We start from the raw sequence: 14,578 nt of genomic DNA, 5'->3' as shown, positions 1-14,578 counted from the left end.
GGGAGTACATGTCCGTCGATCCGAGCGATCCCGAGACCTTCGCGAACGACATCGAGAACCTCGAAAGCAGCGAGAACAGCGCCTCCGCCTCCTTCGGCGTCGAGGCCTCCGAAGCGGACGCCGCCGATCAGCGGCACGACCTCGTCCCCCACAGCGACGACCGCCGGACCGCCGACGAACCGCTGGAGGCCAACGAGGCCGACCGCGCGGAGCAGGCCCGGGTCGTCGAGGAAAACGAGGAGGAGTATCGATGACCAGCACCCTTTGTGGGCTTTTCATAGAGTCCAGTCCGTGAAAATCTCCGCACGGACCGCGCGCGGCCCTGTTACCCAAAAGTACGATGGCGGGCGCGGTGGACACCGTGCTCGCAACATTCAATGGGAGGCGGCGTGACAGCCATCGAGCAGACCGAGGCGCGCCCGCGGGGTACGCGCCTGCCGCGCCGAGCCCGACGCAACCAGCTCCTGGGCGCCGCCCAGGAAGTCTTCGTCGCGCAGGGCTATCACGCGGCCGCGATGGACGACATCGCCGAGCGCGCGGGAGTCAGCAAGCCGGTGCTCTACCAGCACTTCCCGGGCAAGCTGGAGCTGTACCTGGCGCTGCTCGACCAGCACTGCGACGCCCTGCTGCAGGCGGTGCGCACCGCGCTCGCGTCGACTACCGAGAACAAGCTGCGGGTGGCCGCCACGATGGACGCGTATTTCGCGTACGTCGAGGAGGAGGGCGGCGCCTTCCGGCTCGTCTTCGAGTCCGACCTCACCAACGAGCCCGCCGTGCGCGAGCGCGTGGACCGGGTCTCGCTCCAGTGCGCCGAGGCGATCAGTGAGGTCATCGCCGAGGACACCGGGCTGTCCAAGGACGAGTCCATGCTGCTGGCCGTCGGCCTCGGCGGCGTCTCCCAGGTCGTCGCGCGCTACTGGCTCTCCAGTGGCAGCACCGTCCCCCGGGACACCGCTGTGCAGTTGCTCACCTCGCTGGCCTGGCGCGGTATCGCGGGCTTCCCGCTGCACGGGGTGGAAAGCGGCCACTGAGCGTGTTCGCTGCGGGCTTGTCCCGCCCGGCCCAGCGGGCCCGTTTCCCGGGCTAATGTGTGCTGCGTACAGCGCGGACGCCGCGCACAGTGGACGCCCGCGCACAACCGACCGTCGGAGGGACAAGGCCGTGGAGGTCAAGATCGGCGTGCAGCACGCGCCCCGCGAGATCACCCTGGAGAGCGGGCAGTCCGCCGAGGCCGTCGAGCGCGCGGTAGCCGACGCGCTCGGCGGCAAGGCGCAGGTGCTGAGCCTGGAGGACGAGCACGGCCGCAAGATCCTGGTCCCGGCCGACCGGCTCGCCTACGTCGAGATCGGTGAGCCGAGCGCTCGCAAGGTCGGCTTCAGCGCACTCTGAGCGGTCCGCACGACGGCGGCGGGGCCCGGTGAGATTTTCCTCACCGGGCCCCGCCGCCGTTGTGCGCCGGTGCGCCGCGGCCCGCCCCCCTCGATCAGGATTGCCCCCGCTTGGGCCCGGGTAGGACCGGCAGGACCGACACGTGATCACGGGTCGGTCCGGTCCGCACACGGGAAGGACGCGCCATGATCTTCTGGGAAGCGCTCGGCTCGGTACTGATCGGTCTCGCCATCTCTTACGGAGCGAGCCGACGGCTGCCCCGCCGACTGCCCGCCACGCCCCTCGTCCTGTCCACCGGCCCCGGCGCGGCGCTCTTCGGCGCGATGATCGCCCACACGGTGCTGGGCTCGGGCTACTCGGTGGTCGTCCTCATGGTCGCGCTCGGCTTCGCCGCGGCCCTGCTGTCGCTGCTCATCCGGCCCCGGACCGGCCGCCGCCGGTCGGTCCCGGCCTGAGCGGCCGGGCGCCGGGCCGGGCCGCGGCGCTGTGAGCCGCCGCCCGATCCACGAAAGCCCGCCGCCGGACAGGACCTAGGCCGCCAGGCCCAGCGCCGACATCCGCTTGGTGTGCGCCTCGGTGATCCGCGAGAACATCCGGCCGACCTCGGCCAGGTCGAAGCCGTCGGCCAGCCCGCCCACCAGCATCGTGGACAGCGCGTCACGGTCCGCGACCACCCGCTGCGCCTGCGACAGCGCCTCGCCCATCAGCCGCCGGGCCCACAGCGCCAGCCGCCCGCCGACCCGCGGGTCGGCCTCGATCGCGGCCCGCACCTTCTCCACCGCGAAGCTCGCGTGGCCGGTGTCGTCCAGCACCTGGAGCACCAAGCCGCGGGTGTCGGAGTCCAGCCGGGCCGCCACCTCGCGGTAGAAGTCACTGGCGATCGAGTCGCCCACGTACGCCTTGACCAGGCCCTCCAGCCAGTCCGACGGCGCGGTCTGGCGGTGGAACCCGTCCAGCGCCGCCGCGAACGGCTCCATCGCCGCGGTCGGTGCCTCGCCGACCGCCGCCAGCCGGTCCCGGAGCCGCTCGAAGTGGTGGAACTCGGCCGAGGCCATCTTCGCCAGCTCCGCCTTGTCCTCCAGGCTGGGCGCCAGCTTGGCGTCCTCCGCGAGCCGCTCGAAGGCGGCCAGCTCGCCGTAGGCGAGCGCCCCGAGCAGATCCACCACCGCGGCCCGGTACTGCGGGTCGGCCGCGGCCGTGGCCCAGTCCTGGGCGGCGATCCCGGTCGGGGTCTTCTCGGTCTCAGGCGTATCAGACGTCTCCATGGAGCGCACAATAGTCCGCCCGACGTACCGGGGAAGGCCCTGGTCAGCCAAGTCCCTCCACGCCCCGGTTCGGGTTGCCCGGTCACAGATGCGCACTTCCGGGGTACAGTGGTATTTGCACCCGTCGAGTATCGGCGGGTCGTTCCACGAATGCGGATGCCCGGTCGGTGGCCCGATCGGCTCCAACACCCGACCGCCCTCCGCGCGGCGCGCATCTCATGCGTACGGCAGGAGGGACCCGCTCGCGGCGTGATCGCTCGAGCGAAGGCAGTGGTCCCGCGCCGAATCGGCCACCAAGGCCGGTGTACCCGGGCGCCGTGCGACCCCCTTCGCCGCCTCTCGCCGCGTCTCACAGAAGAGGCAAGCATCCTGACCACCTTCCGAGACCTCGGGATTCTCCCCGAGACGGCCGAAGCCCTTGAGGCCGTCGGCATCACGTCCCCCTTCCCCATCCAGGAGATGACGCTCCCGGTCGCCCTCTCGGGCTCCGACGTCATCGGCCAGGCCAAGACCGGCACCGGCAAGACGCTGGGCTTCGGCCTCCCGCTGCTGGAGCGCGTCGTCGTCGCCGCGGACATCGAGGCGGGCCGGGCCAAGCCCGACCAGCTGACCGACGCCCCGCAGGCGCTCGTGGTCGTCCCCACCCGCGAGCTGTGCCAGCAGGTCACCAACGACCTGCTGACCGCAGGCAAGGTCCGTGCCGTCCGCGTGCTGTCGATCTACGGCGGCCGCGCGTACGAACCGCAGGTCGAGGCCCTGAAGAAGGGCGTCGACGTGGTCGTCGGCACCCCCGGGCGGCTGCTCGACCTGGCGGGCCAGAAGAAGCTGCGGCTCTCCTCCGTCAAGGCGCTCGTCCTCGACGAGGCCGACGAGATGCTCGACCTGGGCTTCCTGCCCGACGTCGAGAAGATCATCAACATGCTCCCGGCCAAGCGCCAGACCATGCTGTTCTCGGCGACCATGCCGGGCGCCGTCATCGGTCTCGCCCGCCGCTACATGTCGCAGCCCACGCACATCCGCGCCACCGCGCCGGACGACGAGGGCCAGACCGTCGCCAACACCACCCAGCACGTCTTCCGGGCCCACTCGATGGACAAGCCGGAGGTCGTGGCGCGCGTGCTGCAGGCCGACGGCCGCGGGCTCGCGATGATCTTCTGCCGTACGAAGCGGACCGCCGCCGACATCGCCGATCAGCTCGCCCGCCGCGGGTTCGCCTCCGGCGCGGTTCACGGCGACCTCGGCCAGGGCGCCCGCGAGCAGGCGCTGCGCGCCTTCCGTAACGGCAAGGTCGACGTCCTCGTCTGCACCGACGTCGCCGCGCGCGGCATCGACGTCGAGGGCGTCACCCATGTGATCAACTACCAGTCCCCCGAGGACGAGAAAACCTATCTGCACCGCATCGGCCGCACCGGCCGCGCGGGCGCCTCGGGTATCGCCATCACGCTCGTCGACTGGGACGACATCCCGCGCTGGCAGCTGATCAACAAGGCGCTGGACCTGCCGTTCACCGACCCGGAGGAGACGTACTCGACCTCCGCCCACCTGTTCGAGCTGCTGAGCATCCCGAAGGGCACCACCGGTATCCTGCCGCGCGCCGAGCGCACCCGGGCCGGGCTGGGCGCCGAGGAGGTCGAGGACCTCGGCGAGACCGGCGGCCGCGGCCGCCGCTCCCCCGCCGCCGCCGCGCCCGAGGAGCGCCCCGCGCGCCGCACCCGTACCCCGCGGGTACGCCGCCGCACCCGCGGTGGCCAGACGGTGGACGGCTCGGCCCCGGCCGAGACCGAGGGCACCGAGTCCGCGACCGAGCCGCGCCGCCCGCGCCGCCGTCGCCGCACTCGTTCCGGTGCGACGGGCGACACGGACACCGCGGCCGTCACCGCCGTCGACACGGTGGAGGCGACCCCGCCGCCGGAGGCCCCGGCGGCCGAGGAGACCCCCACCAAGCCGCGCCGCCGCACCCGCGCCAAGGCCGCCGCCCCTGAGACGGCCGCCGAAGCAGCGGTCGCCACGGCCGAGGGCACGACGGAGGCCGCCGAGGAAACCCCGGCCAAGCCCCGCCGCCGCACCCGCGCCAAGGCAGAGACAGCCGAAACCGCGGTAGCCACGGCCGAGAGCACCACCGAGGCCGCCGAGGAAACCCCGGCCAAACCGCGCCGCCGCACCCGCGCCAAGGCCGCCGCCCCTGAGACGGCCGCCGAAGCAGCGGTCGCCACGGCCGAGGGCACCACCGAGGCCACCGAGGAAACCCCGGCCAAGCCCCGGCGCCGCACCCGCGCCAAGGCGTCCGCCGAGACGGCCGAGGCCGGGACCGAGGCGGCGGAAGCCGCCACGGCCACACCGCGCCGCCGCACCCGGGCCAAGGCCGCCACGGAGGAGACGGCGGTCGCGGAGACCGAGGCCCCCGCCAAGCCGCGCCGCCGCACCCGTACGACGGCCAAGGCCACGGAGGCCACGGAGGCCACGGAGGCGACCGCTCAGCCCGACGAGGCCGAGGCGAAGCCGGTCCGCCGCCGCACCCGCACCCGCCCGGCGACGGACACCACACCGGACGCCTGACGGCACACGGCACCCGACGGGGCCTGATCCGCAATCGCGGATCAGGCCCCGGGCGCGTCAGCCCCCAGCCCCCCCAGCTCCCGACCGACGCCCAGGGCGTCACAGCCCTCGCCGCACCGGCCCACCGGCTACGTCGGCCCCGCTGCGCCGGACCCGCGTATATCCCGAAGTGCTAGCCCCGGGAAGTCGTCCAGCCCCGCCAAACCCCCGCGCACCAGGCCGGGCACGCGGCCCCACGGCGGACCACTCCACCGGGTACGTCAGCCCGGCTGCGCCAGACCCGCGTATGCCCCTATGCACCAGACCCGGGGAGCCACCCGAGCGCGCAGTCCTCGGCGCACCGGCCCACCGGCTACGTCGGCCCCGTTCCACCAGACCCCGCGCACGCCCGAAGCGCGAGCCCCGGTCGTCCAGCCCCGCCAGACCCCCGGCACGCCAGACCCGGGCACGCGGCCCACGCCACCGGGTGCGTCGGCCCCGTTGCACCAGAGCGTGCGGAGTACGCCAGCCCGGGCACCGTCAGACCCCCCTGCGCGCCCGCGCTCAACCGGGCGCATCCGCCGCGCCATGCGAGCCCGCGCCGGGACCCGCCGGGGCGGGTGTACGCCCGGCGGGGTCCGGCGGGACCGGGTCCGCTGAGCCGCCCTGAAACCCTGGCGGGAAGCCACAACGTACCGCCCATTCACGCCCCGTTCTCGGTGCCCTGTATAGCCTCGTCCCCATGAGCAGGCCGCCGTTTCTCACCCTTCCTACGGGCGTCCGCGCCCATCGTCTCTCGACCGCGCGCGGCGAGTTCGCCGTGCATGACGCGCGGCCCGGCCGGGCGGTGCGGGGGGCCGTGTTGCTGGTGCCGGGGTTCACCGGGAGCAAGGAGGACTTCATCGCGCTCCTGGAGCCGCTGGCCGCCGCCGGTTTCCGGGCGGTCGCGGTCGACGGGCGGGGGCAGCACGAGAGCCCCGGGCCGCGCGACGAGGCCGTCTACGCGCAGGACGAGCTGGCGCGGGATCTGCTCGCGCAGGCCACGGCGGTGGCGGACGACGCGGGGCCGGTCCATGTGCTGGGGCACTCCCTCGGCGGGCTGATCGCACGGGCCGCCGTGCTCCGCGCCCCCGCCGCCTTCGCCTCGCTCACGATCATGAGCTCCGGGCCCGCCGCCATCGCGCCCCCGCAGCGGGAACGCACCAAGCTGCTGATCGACGCGCTGGGCGTGATGGACATGGAGTCCGTCTGGCAGGCGATGCGCGAACTCGATCCGCCCGAGGCGGCCGATGAGGTGACGCCACCCGGCGTGCGGGACTTTCTGCACGCGCGCTGGATGGGCACCGTTCCGGAGCAGCTGATCGCCACCGGGCGGCAGCTGAACGCCGAGCCGGACCGGGTCGGGGAGCTGGCCGCGACGGCGCTGCCCAAGCATGTGCTCTCGGGTGAGGTGGACCACGCCTGGCCGGTGCCGCTGATGGACGGGATGGCGGAGCGGCTGTCCGCCCGCCGGACCGTGATCGAGGGCGCGGAGCACTCCCCCAACGCCGAACGGCCGCATCCCACGGCGGACGCGCTGATCAGGTTCTGGAAGAACCTCGGCTAGACCTCGGCTAGTACTGCGCCTGGAGGTGCTCCCAGAAGCCGTCCCGCAGCGCCCGCCGCAGATCGGCGTGGGCACGCAGCGACAGCCGCAGCATCCCCTCCGCGTCGATCAGCAGCTCCTGGTCGACCGAGCCGGGCAGATAGGGGTGGCCGGGCAGCAGGTCGGCGAGGCTCTCGCGGCCGCGTGCGGAGAGCCACTGGGCGGCGATCTGGGCGCCGATGAAGCGCACCTCGTCGCGGGAGGGCGCGGGCCCGCACAGCGGGCTGTCGCCGTTCGGCTCGTAGCCGGTCGCCCGCCGGGTGACGTACGGCTTGCAGAAGTCGAGGTCGAAGGTGCGCTGGCTGTCGACCTCCCACAGCAGCGGCTCGGCCTGGTTGCGCCCGTCGAGGGCCTCGATGCCCCACAGATGGACGCGCGCGCCGTACCCCTGGGCGGCCTCGACGGCGGAGACCAGGTCCTCGTCGCCGCCGATCAGCACGGCGTCGCCGATGGCCCGGTGCCGGGCGAGGGATTCCAGGTCGGAGCGGATGAGCGAGTCGACGCCCTTCTGCTGGTTGTTGGCGTTGAGGTTGCCCAGCCGGACCTTGACGTCGGGCAGCTCGGCGATGCTCTGCTGCTCCGGGGTGTGGATGCGGCGCCGGGCCCCGTCGAACCAGTAGACCCGCAGCAGCCGGCTGTCCGGGAAGATCATCCGGGCTTTGTCGATGAACGCCTCGATGATCCCCTCCGCGTCGAGCTCGAAGGTCCGGCGGTCCTCCGTTCCGGCGACGAGCCGCCCGGCGGCCGCGTAGACATATCCGGCGTCCACGAAGATCGCGTGGGTGGAGGGGGTGGTCGCGACCTCGGCGAGCACGCGATGCAGCAGCTCGTTGGTGCGCTCGATGCCGTCGACGATCGAGGCGAAGTCTGGTTGGCCCGGAGGCATCACGTCACTCATACGCGGCTCATTCTCCGGGCCCCCGCCGGAGAGGCACAACCGGACTCCCTCTCATCGGCTGACCGACCGGTCGGACGCCCGACCAGGGAATACTTAGTCTGGCGAAAAATTTCATTAGCGTAGGGAATCTTTTCAAGGCATGCTGGGTTGAACAGGTTGTGGAACGCGCGGCAGCGAAGCCGCGCGTCTCGCGTACAGACCAGTTCTCCAGCAGGAGGATCAGACGAAGGGAGAAGCCTTGCAGCGCTTCGAGATCATGCGCCTTGACGATGTCGACGGCAACGCCGTGGACAGCACCGTCGTGGACGCCGCCTCCGTCAACCGGATCGTGCAGCAGGCCGCCGCGATCGGCCAGCGCATCTACATCCGTCCAGCCGAAACCGCCGCCCGGTAGTAGCACCGCCGCAAGCGAAGCACCAGACGCAGACGAGTCACCGATGCGAGTGACGACGCGCGTGACAACACAAGTGACGTATTACCGCAGCCGCCCCCGTACGCCGTCGTACGGGGGCGCTTCGCGTGGGGCCTGCGCCGCCCGGCGCACGATCTCCGCGTAGACCTCGGGGTCGGTGGTGTACTCGCCGAGCCGACAGGTCTTACGGCTGCCGTGGTAGTCGCTGGAGCCCGTGGTGAGCAGCCCGTGCTCGGCGGCGAGGGCGCGCAGCCGGGCCCTGGTCGGCTCGTCGTGGTCCATATGGTCGACCTCGACGCCGTCGAGACCGGCCGCGGCCAGCTCCCCGATCGCGCTCTCCGGTACGCACTCGCCGCGCTTGACGGCCAGCGGATGCGCGAAGACGGCGACCCCGCCCGCGCCCTTGATCAGCCGGACCGCCTCGAAGGGGTCCAGCTCGTGCTTCTCCACGTACGCCCGGCCGCCGTTCGACAGCCACTCCGAGGAGAACGCGTCCGAGACGGTCTCGACGATGCCCGCCTCGACCATCGCGGTAGCGATGTGCGGCCGTCCGACGGCCCCGTCCCCGGCGATCTCCGCCACCCGCTCCCAGGTGACGGGCACGCCCAGCTCGCGCAGCTTCCCCACCATCGCCCTGGCCCGGGGCACCCGGTCGTCGCGCACCAGCTCGCGCTCCCGCGCCAGCTCGGGCTCGACCGGATCGAAGAGATACGCCAGCATGTGCAGGCTCACCCCGCCCAGACGGCAGGACAGCTCGGCGCCGGTGACCAGCTTCAGCCCGTCCGGCAGCGCCCCGGCCGCCTCCTCGTACCCGGCGACCGTGTCGTGATCGGTCAGCGCGACGACGTCCAGCCCGGCCGCGGCGGCATTGCGCACCAGCTCGGCGGGGGTGTCCGTACCGTCCGACGCGGTGGAGTGGGTGTGCAGGTCGATGCGCACGAACGCGGGCTCCCAGCAATAACAGGGTGAACGGACGGCCTGCTTCAGGGTAACCGCACCACCGGGCATGCCCGCGTCAGGGTGCGACCGGCCGAGCCTTGCGCGAGCCGTACGCAAGCCATAGTCCACGCCTTACGGCAGCTTCAGGACAGCAGCCGCGGCGACAGCGCACCGCACGGCACCAGATCCACCTCGGCGCCCGCGTCCCGCAGATCGGTGAGCACCATCTCGTCGTACATCAGCAGCCCGGTCCGCTCGGGCCAGACCACCGCCCACAGCCACAGCCCGCACGCCTCCCCCGCGAACACCGCGCGGTCGTCCGGGGTGCCCTCGACGTGCCACAGCGGGGTCGGCCGCCCGGCGGCCAGCACCTTGACGTGCGGCGGCTTGTCCACCCGCATCCCGGGCCCGGGATCGGGGCCGGGGATGCCCGCGTACCGCGCGCCGAGCCCTACGCCCAGCTCCTCCGCGATCAGCAGCAGCTCCCCCGGGCCGCCCAGCGGGCCGGGGCCCGAGCAGGCCACGACGGTGGCGCGGCCGCCGTTGCGGTCGTCACCGGCGCACGCGACCCCGGTGAACAGCCAGCCGACGGGCAGCGGCCACGGCATCCATACGGGCACCCGGGCGCGGTTGGTGACGACCACGAGCGCTTCCACGCTCGGCGGGACGACCGGCTGGACGGGGTGCACCGTGCCGTGCACACCGCACTGCCAGGAGTCGGCGAAGAGACCGGGCGCACGCACGCGGCCACCGCACTTCGGGCAACTGGGTTCGCCCCTCATAGGGCCCCACGGTCCTCCCCGCCCGTCTCCACGTCAAGGACGATCACCCGTGTGGAGGGGACCGGGCCTCAGGCCAGCGGAACCCCGGATCTGGCCGGATCGCGCAGGTCCGTACCGTGCCGCAGCCAGCGGTCCTGGAGCGCCCCGGCGCCGTGGACCCGCTTCCACGCCGCCTCGTTCCCGGTCATGGGCAGCAGCGGCAGGAACCGCACCGGCTCCATCGGCGCGATCAGCTCCAAGTCCTCGACCAGACCGCCCGGTTCGCCGACCAGTACGGAGGTGAAGGGCGCCCCGGTCCACAGCGGGCCGCCCAGCTCCAGCGACGCGCCCGGGGCCACCACCACGCCCTCGACCTGCGGCGAGGCGGCCAGCACGGCGAGCGGCCGCAGCACCTCGTCCAGGACGGCGGAGCCGGGGCCGGGGCCGCCGCCGCGCACGGTGAGGACGAGCTCGGCGCGCGGGCCGCGGAGATGGTCGGCGATGGCGGCGGTAGGGTCGGTCATCGGATGGTCCGACATGCCGAGGGTGGCGTACCGGACGACGTTCCCGTCCGCGCGGAAACGCAGCACCTCGATGCGGTCCGTACCGACGAACGTGATGGCGGCCCGGGCGTCCGGCTCGCCCAGCGCGGTGGTCAATCGGGCCTCGACCAGCTGCAGAACGTCTGACATGCGGTGAGCATAGATCGCGTATCGAACGGGCAAAGCGGCGGCTTGACGGTTCTGCCGACTGATAGCCTTGCTGCCTGCCCAGGGAAATACGTCGTCCCCCACGGGGGACCGGCCGGAGGAGGTGGGGGCCGCGGTGGATCCTAGTCGACCGTGCAGTACCGACAGTTCTCCCGTCGTTTCCCCTTGGTATGCGGCTTCATGATCTGAGACCTCCGTACCCCACCGCCTCGCGGTGAAACACGCGAAGTCTCCTCGCATCAAGGGCACGTGACGGCAGAGCGCCTTCGTAACGCATCTGTTCCGTTCTCCGCGAACTCCGTCAGCGTCATCGCACGGAGCGCCGCCCGCTTTGCGGACGTACGTACGCCTCAGGGGAGTGCCGTACGTCCACCTTCCGGGCGCAGCGCTGCGCCGCGCGCCCGCCGCTGACGGCCGGCCCGTGAAGGAGCCCGCCATGTCGATGATCCGTGACCTGCGTGCAGCCGTCCGCCCCGCCCTGCGCCGCGCCCACAACACCAGCAACTACGACGCCACCCGCGACCCGTCGGTCACCAGCGCGGTGGTCGACTGCGCCGTCTACCGCGACGGGAAGCGGGTCAGCGACCACGTCAGCCCGGCGCACGCGATGGAGCGGGTGCGCGCCGAGGGCGGGTTCGCCTGGATCGGGCTGCACGAGCCGACCGAGCGCGAGTTCGCGGGCATCGCACAGGAGTTCGGGCTGCACCCGCTGGCCGTCGAGGACGCGGTGCAGGCGCACCAGCGGCCGAAGCTGGAGCGGTACGACGACAGCCTGTTCACCGTCTTCAAGACCATCCACTACGTGGACCACGCCGAACTCACCGCGACCAGCGAGGTCGTGGAGACCGGCGAGGTGATGTGCTTCACCGGCCACAACTTCATCGTGACCGTGCGGCACGGCGGCCAGGGCTCGCTGCGCGCCCTGCGCCACCGGCTCCAGGAGGACCCGGAGCTGCTGGCCAAGGGTCCCTCGGCGGTGCTGCACGCCATCGCCGACCAGGTCGTGGACGGATATCTCGCGGTCGCGGACGCCGTCCAGGACGACATCGACGAGGTCGAGATCGAGGTCTTCTCGCAGGCGACCTCCCGGCGCGGCGGCGACGCGGGCCGGATCTACCAGCTCAAGCGTGAGGTGCTGGAGTTCAAGCGGGCCGTCTCGCCGCTGCTGCGGCCGATGCAGCTGCTGAGCGAGCGCCCGATGCGGCTGGTGGACCCGGACATCCAGAAGTACTTCCGGGATGTCGCGGACCATCTGGCCCGGGTCAACGAGCAGGTCCTGGGCTTCGACGACCTGCTGAACTCGATCCTCCAGGCGAACCTGGCGCAGGCGACGGTCGCCCAGAACGAGGACATGCGCAAGATCACCTCCTGGGCGGCCATCTGCGCCGTCCCGACGATGATCGCCGGGATCTACGGCATGAACTTCGACTACATGCCGGAGCTGCACTGGAGGTTCGGCTACCCGATGGTGCTGGCCGTCACGGTGGGGATCTGCTTCACGATCCACCGCGGCTTCAAGCGGAACGGCTGGCTCTAAGGGGTGTCGGCCCGGGGCGGCTCGCGGTCCCCCAGGACGACGAGCACGAGCCCGCCGAGGATCACCGCGAGCGCCGGGTAGGCGGCCACCGGCGGCTGCTGGTCCAGCCACACCGCCGCGATCAGGGCCGCGCCCGGCGTCTCCAGCAGGATCGCGGTCGACGTCACGGACGGGCCCAGGCCCTTGACCACCCGGTTGATCAGCGTGTGCCCGAGCAGCTGCGCGGTGACCATCAGCAGCACCAGCCGCAGCCAGGTGTCCCCGTTGTAGCCGTGCAGCCGCGCGCCCGCGACCAGGCAGGTCAGCAGCAGGAAGAGGCTGGCCGTGGAGTAGCAGACGTAGGTGTACGCGGTCGTGCTCGCCACCCGGCGCACCTCCGCCCCCAGCACCACGTACCCGGCCCCGGCCACGCCGCCCACCAGCGCGAGCGCGTCGCCCGCGAGGGCTTGCGGGGAGGCAGACAGGTCGACCCCGGTGAGGATCACCACTCCGAGGAACGCCAGCAGCGTGCCGAGGATTGCCACCGGGCGCGGGCGGTGGCCGCGCAGCCGCAGCAGCAGCGCGGTCCAGATCGGGGTCGTGGTCACCAGCGCGGTCGAGGAGGCCACGGAGGTCATGTGCAGGCTCGGCAGCCAGGTCCCGAAGTGCAGCGCGAGCAGCGCCCCCGAGGCGACGGAGAGCCCCACCGCCCGGCGCCCCATCCGGCGCAGCTCGCCCCGGTGGCGCCACAGGGCGAGCGGGGTGAGCACGCCGACCGCCATGGCGTTGCGCCAGAACGCGACGGCGAGGGCGGGGGCCGCGGTCGCGGCGGCCAGCGGCGCGGAGAGCGACACCCCGGCGACGGCGACCGCGAGCAGGGCGGTGTCCAGGGCCGGGTGCGGTGGGGTGGCGACGGCGGTGGGTGCGGGGACGGGGTGGGCGGAGCGCGTCGTGGGCACGGGCTCAGCGTAAGGTGCGTGCGGCAGGTATGGAACTGTCGTTTCGGTGGGTGGGATGTGCGGAGGGCACCGGCCCCGCTGTCCTAGGCTGTTCGCATGACGCAGACGCCGACGCCGACTCCACTGGACGCCATGGACCCGATCGACCGCGCCCTGGTCGAGGAGGCGGCCAAGAAGTCCGCCCTCGTCTGGGTTCAGGGCTCCGAGGGTGCCGCCCGTGCGCTGTGGCACATCTGGCACGAGGGCGCCGTCTGCCTCGTCGGGGACGGCCCCGACGAGCAGCCGCTGAAGGGGCTCGGGCTCGTGGACGGCGGCGCCGCGACCGTGACCCTGCGCAGCAAGGACAAGGGCGGGCGGCTGGTCGGCTGGACCGCCCGGGTGGTCGAACTCGCCCCGGACGGCGAGGCGTGGACCGCGGCCGTCGGTGAGCTCAAGGGCAAGCGGCTGAACGCGGCGGACGCGGACACGATCGCGGAGCGGTGGGCCCGGGAGTGCCGGGTGCTGCGGCTGGAGCCGGTGGCGGAGGCCGCGCTCGTGGCGGCGGAGACGGGTTCGCTCGCGGCGGCGCCGCTGCCCACCTCCGCCGTGACGCGGCAGCCGATCCCGGCGGGGCTGCCGAAGCTGATCGCCCGCGGGAAGCGGGCGCGCAAGGCGGGCTAGCCCGTCGCGCCCGCGGGGGACGGGCCTACGTCCCCGTGGGGATCTGCTGGCCGTAGTCCACCACGTGGTCGTCATCCGGTGCGGCCAGCTTGAAGTCCTTGTTCCAGTCCGCGAGCCGGATCACCCCCGCGTCGCCCGCGCGCTCCAGCCGCAGCGGGTACGGGCGGCCCTCCAGGGAGACGTCGAGCGTGCCGCCGCCGCCCTGGCCGCCGAGGATGCGGATCGTGCGGATGCCACCGACCTCGCCCCGGTCGCCCGCGGTGATGGTGCCGTGCAGGCCGAGCAGCCCGTCCAGCATGACGCTCTTGTCCGTGAAGCCGCTGAGCCGCTTGTACGCGGGGTCCCCGGACGGCACCTTTACGTACTTGTCCTCAAGCTTGCCCGCGGCGGCCGCGTCACCGCTGTGGCCGCCACTGCCGCCGCTGCCGCCGCCGGCGCCCTGGTGCGCCCAGAAGCCCGCGTCCGCCTTGAGGTACAGCTCCTCGCCCACCCGCAGCAGTTCGTACCGGCTGCCCTTGGTGGAGACGACACCGGTGCCGCCGTCGCCCTTCAGCTTCATGTCGACCTTGTAGGTGCGGCCCTTGGACATGAGGCTGCCGGACAGATGGACCGCGTCCGCACCCCCGGCCGCCGTCCGCGCCTTGCTCTCGATCTTGGTGGCGGGGAGCTTGCCCACACCGTTCGTTCCCGCGTCGGGGTCCGCCGTCTCCCCTTCGCCGCCGCACGCGGTGAGCGTCGCGGCCAAGCCCGCGCACATCACCGCGACGAGAGCCGTGTTCCGGATGCGCACGTCCGCTCTGCCTCCTGATGCCGGTCCGGTGCAGTACGGCAGCGTACCGGTGCCGTACGGAACTGTGCGCAGGGCGCCGGGAGCCGCTCGCCCGGCGGC

Annotated in this window: 16 protein-coding genes; 9 read left to right on the top strand and 7 right to left on the bottom strand. The window is 72.8% G+C overall.

What is annotated here, in order from left to right; translation table 11 throughout:
* The first annotated feature begins 8 nt into the window (after positions 1–8).
* From ABZ370_RS28120 to ABZ370_RS28105, 4 genes are all read left to right on the top strand, one after another.
* Entirely contained in the window at positions 9–254 is a 246-nt protein-coding gene (locus tag ABZ370_RS28120; protein WP_358626074.1) for a hypothetical protein, read from the top strand.
* A gap of 135 nt (positions 255–389) precedes the next feature.
* Positions 390–1,031: a TetR/AcrR family transcriptional regulator gene (locus tag ABZ370_RS28115; RefSeq protein ID WP_358626072.1), complete on the top strand. Its 642-nt coding sequence runs from the start codon at positions 390–392 to the stop codon at positions 1,029–1,031.
* Between the two features lie 130 nt (positions 1,032–1,161).
* A complete protein-coding gene (locus tag ABZ370_RS28110; RefSeq protein ID WP_358626070.1) occupies positions 1,162–1,389 on the top strand; it encodes a DUF3107 domain-containing protein in 228 nt (75 codons plus the stop codon).
* 185 nt (positions 1,390–1,574) lie between these two features.
* Positions 1,575–1,844, top strand: coding sequence for a hypothetical protein (locus ABZ370_RS28105; RefSeq protein WP_358626068.1), 270 nt, complete (start codon positions 1,575–1,577; stop codon positions 1,842–1,844).
* Positions 1,845–1,919: 75 nt separating this feature from the next.
* Here the strand turns inward: ABZ370_RS28105 and ABZ370_RS28100 are convergent, their stop codons facing one another.
* Complete coding sequence (locus ABZ370_RS28100; RefSeq protein WP_358626066.1) at positions 1,920–2,654, bottom strand: ferritin-like fold-containing protein; 735 nt, start codon at positions 2,652–2,654, stop codon at positions 1,920–1,922.
* 459 nt (positions 2,655–3,113) lie between these two features.
* On the opposite strand from ABZ370_RS28100, the gene ABZ370_RS28095 reads away from it, so the two are divergent.
* On the top strand, positions 3,114–5,210 hold the full coding sequence (locus ABZ370_RS28095; RefSeq protein ID WP_358626064.1) for a DEAD/DEAH box helicase: 2,097 nt from the start codon (positions 3,114–3,116) through the stop codon (positions 5,208–5,210).
* A gap of 721 nt (positions 5,211–5,931) precedes the next feature.
* Entirely contained in the window at positions 5,932–6,795 is an 864-nt protein-coding gene (locus ABZ370_RS28090; RefSeq protein WP_358626062.1) for an alpha/beta hydrolase, read from the top strand.
* Between the two features lie 7 nt (positions 6,796–6,802).
* Here the strand turns inward: ABZ370_RS28090 and ABZ370_RS28085 are convergent, their stop codons facing one another.
* Positions 6,803–7,732 (bottom strand): NYN domain-containing protein, encoded by a 930-nt coding sequence (locus ABZ370_RS28085; protein WP_358626061.1) that lies wholly within the window; start codon positions 7,730–7,732, stop codon positions 6,803–6,805.
* A gap of 238 nt (positions 7,733–7,970) precedes the next feature.
* On the opposite strand from ABZ370_RS28085, the gene ABZ370_RS28080 reads away from it, so the two are divergent.
* Positions 7,971–8,126, top strand: a complete 156-nt coding sequence (locus tag ABZ370_RS28080; RefSeq protein ID WP_009715242.1) for a hypothetical protein — start codon at positions 7,971–7,973, stop codon at positions 8,124–8,126.
* 81 nt (positions 8,127–8,207) lie between these two features.
* On the opposite strand, the gene ABZ370_RS28075 is transcribed toward ABZ370_RS28080, so the two are convergent.
* From ABZ370_RS28075 to ABZ370_RS28065, 3 genes are all read right to left on the bottom strand, one after another.
* Positions 8,208–9,083 (bottom strand): PHP domain-containing protein, encoded by an 876-nt coding sequence (locus ABZ370_RS28075; protein ID WP_358626060.1) that lies wholly within the window; start codon positions 9,081–9,083, stop codon positions 8,208–8,210.
* A 143-nt stretch (positions 9,084–9,226) separates the two neighbouring features.
* A complete protein-coding gene (locus tag ABZ370_RS28070) occupies positions 9,227–9,865 on the bottom strand; it encodes a DUF6758 family protein (RefSeq protein WP_358626059.1) in 639 nt (212 codons plus the stop codon).
* A gap of 68 nt (positions 9,866–9,933) precedes the next feature.
* The gene (locus ABZ370_RS28065; protein WP_358626057.1) at positions 9,934–10,536 is read right to left on the bottom strand and encodes a suppressor of fused domain protein; all 603 of its coding nucleotides are present in this window, start codon (positions 10,534–10,536) and stop codon (positions 9,934–9,936) included.
* Positions 10,537–10,990: 454 nt separating this feature from the next.
* Between ABZ370_RS28065 and ABZ370_RS28060 the strand changes: the two genes are divergently transcribed.
* Positions 10,991–12,091: a magnesium and cobalt transport protein CorA gene (locus tag ABZ370_RS28060; protein WP_358626055.1), complete on the top strand. Its 1,101-nt coding sequence runs from the start codon at positions 10,991–10,993 to the stop codon at positions 12,089–12,091.
* On the opposite strand, the gene ABZ370_RS28055 is transcribed toward ABZ370_RS28060, so the two are convergent.
* Positions 12,088–13,029, bottom strand: a complete 942-nt coding sequence (locus ABZ370_RS28055; protein ID WP_358626053.1) for a DMT family transporter — start codon at positions 13,027–13,029, stop codon at positions 12,088–12,090. The genes ABZ370_RS28060 and ABZ370_RS28055 overlap by 4 nt on opposite strands.
* 96 nt (positions 13,030–13,125) lie before the next feature.
* Between ABZ370_RS28055 and ABZ370_RS28050 the strand changes: the two genes are divergently transcribed.
* Positions 13,126–13,689 carry a hypothetical protein gene (locus ABZ370_RS28050; RefSeq protein ID WP_358626051.1) on the top strand — a complete coding sequence of 188 codons (564 nt, stop codon included), beginning with the start codon at positions 13,126–13,128 and terminating at the stop codon, positions 13,687–13,689.
* A gap of 25 nt (positions 13,690–13,714) precedes the next feature.
* On the opposite strand, the gene ABZ370_RS28045 is transcribed toward ABZ370_RS28050, so the two are convergent.
* The gene (locus ABZ370_RS28045) at positions 13,715–14,446 is read right to left on the bottom strand and encodes a hypothetical protein (protein ID WP_358626162.1); all 732 of its coding nucleotides are present in this window, start codon (positions 14,444–14,446) and stop codon (positions 13,715–13,717) included.
* Between the last annotated feature and the right edge of the window lie 132 nt (positions 14,447–14,578).

Origin of the sequence: Streptomyces sp. NPDC005962, from assembly GCF_040629205.1 — a bacterium.
Lineage (GTDB): Bacteria > Actinomycetota > Actinomycetes > Streptomycetales > Streptomycetaceae > Streptomyces.
Note: the sequence above shows the minus strand (reverse complement) of the source record. Positions and strands in the feature narration are given on the sequence as shown.

Bases quoted from the DNA above. Each gene is read 5' to 3' on its own strand.
- ABZ370_RS28120 (WP_358626074.1), top strand. From the start codon at position 9: ATGTCCGTCGATCCGAGCGATCCCGAGACCTTCGCGAACGACATCGAG.
- ABZ370_RS28105 (WP_358626068.1), top strand. From the start codon at position 1,575: ATGATCTTCTGGGAAGCGCTCGGCTCGGTACTGATCGGTCTCGCCATC.
- ABZ370_RS28100 (WP_358626066.1), bottom strand. From the start codon at position 2,654: ATGGAGACGTCTGATACGCCTGAGACCGAGAAGACCCCGACCGGGATC.
- ABZ370_RS28095 (WP_358626064.1), top strand. From the start codon at position 3,114: ATGACGCTCCCGGTCGCCCTCTCGGGCTCCGACGTCATCGGCCAGGCC.
- ABZ370_RS28090 (WP_358626062.1), top strand. From the start codon at position 5,932: ATGAGCAGGCCGCCGTTTCTCACCCTTCCTACGGGCGTCCGCGCCCAT.
- ABZ370_RS28085 (WP_358626061.1), bottom strand. From the start codon at position 7,732: ATGAGTGACGTGATGCCTCCGGGCCAACCAGACTTCGCCTCGATCGTC.
- ABZ370_RS28070 (WP_358626059.1), bottom strand. From the start codon at position 9,865: ATGAGGGGCGAACCCAGTTGCCCGAAGTGCGGTGGCCGCGTGCGTGCG.
- ABZ370_RS28065 (WP_358626057.1), bottom strand. From the start codon at position 10,536: ATGTCAGACGTTCTGCAGCTGGTCGAGGCCCGATTGACCACCGCGCTG.
- ABZ370_RS28060 (WP_358626055.1), top strand. From the start codon at position 10,991: ATGTCGATGATCCGTGACCTGCGTGCAGCCGTCCGCCCCGCCCTGCGC.
- ABZ370_RS28050 (WP_358626051.1), top strand. From the start codon at position 13,126: ATGACGCAGACGCCGACGCCGACTCCACTGGACGCCATGGACCCGATC.
- ABZ370_RS28045 (WP_358626162.1), bottom strand. From the start codon at position 14,446: ATGTGCGCGGGCTTGGCCGCGACGCTCACCGCGTGCGGCGGCGAAGGG.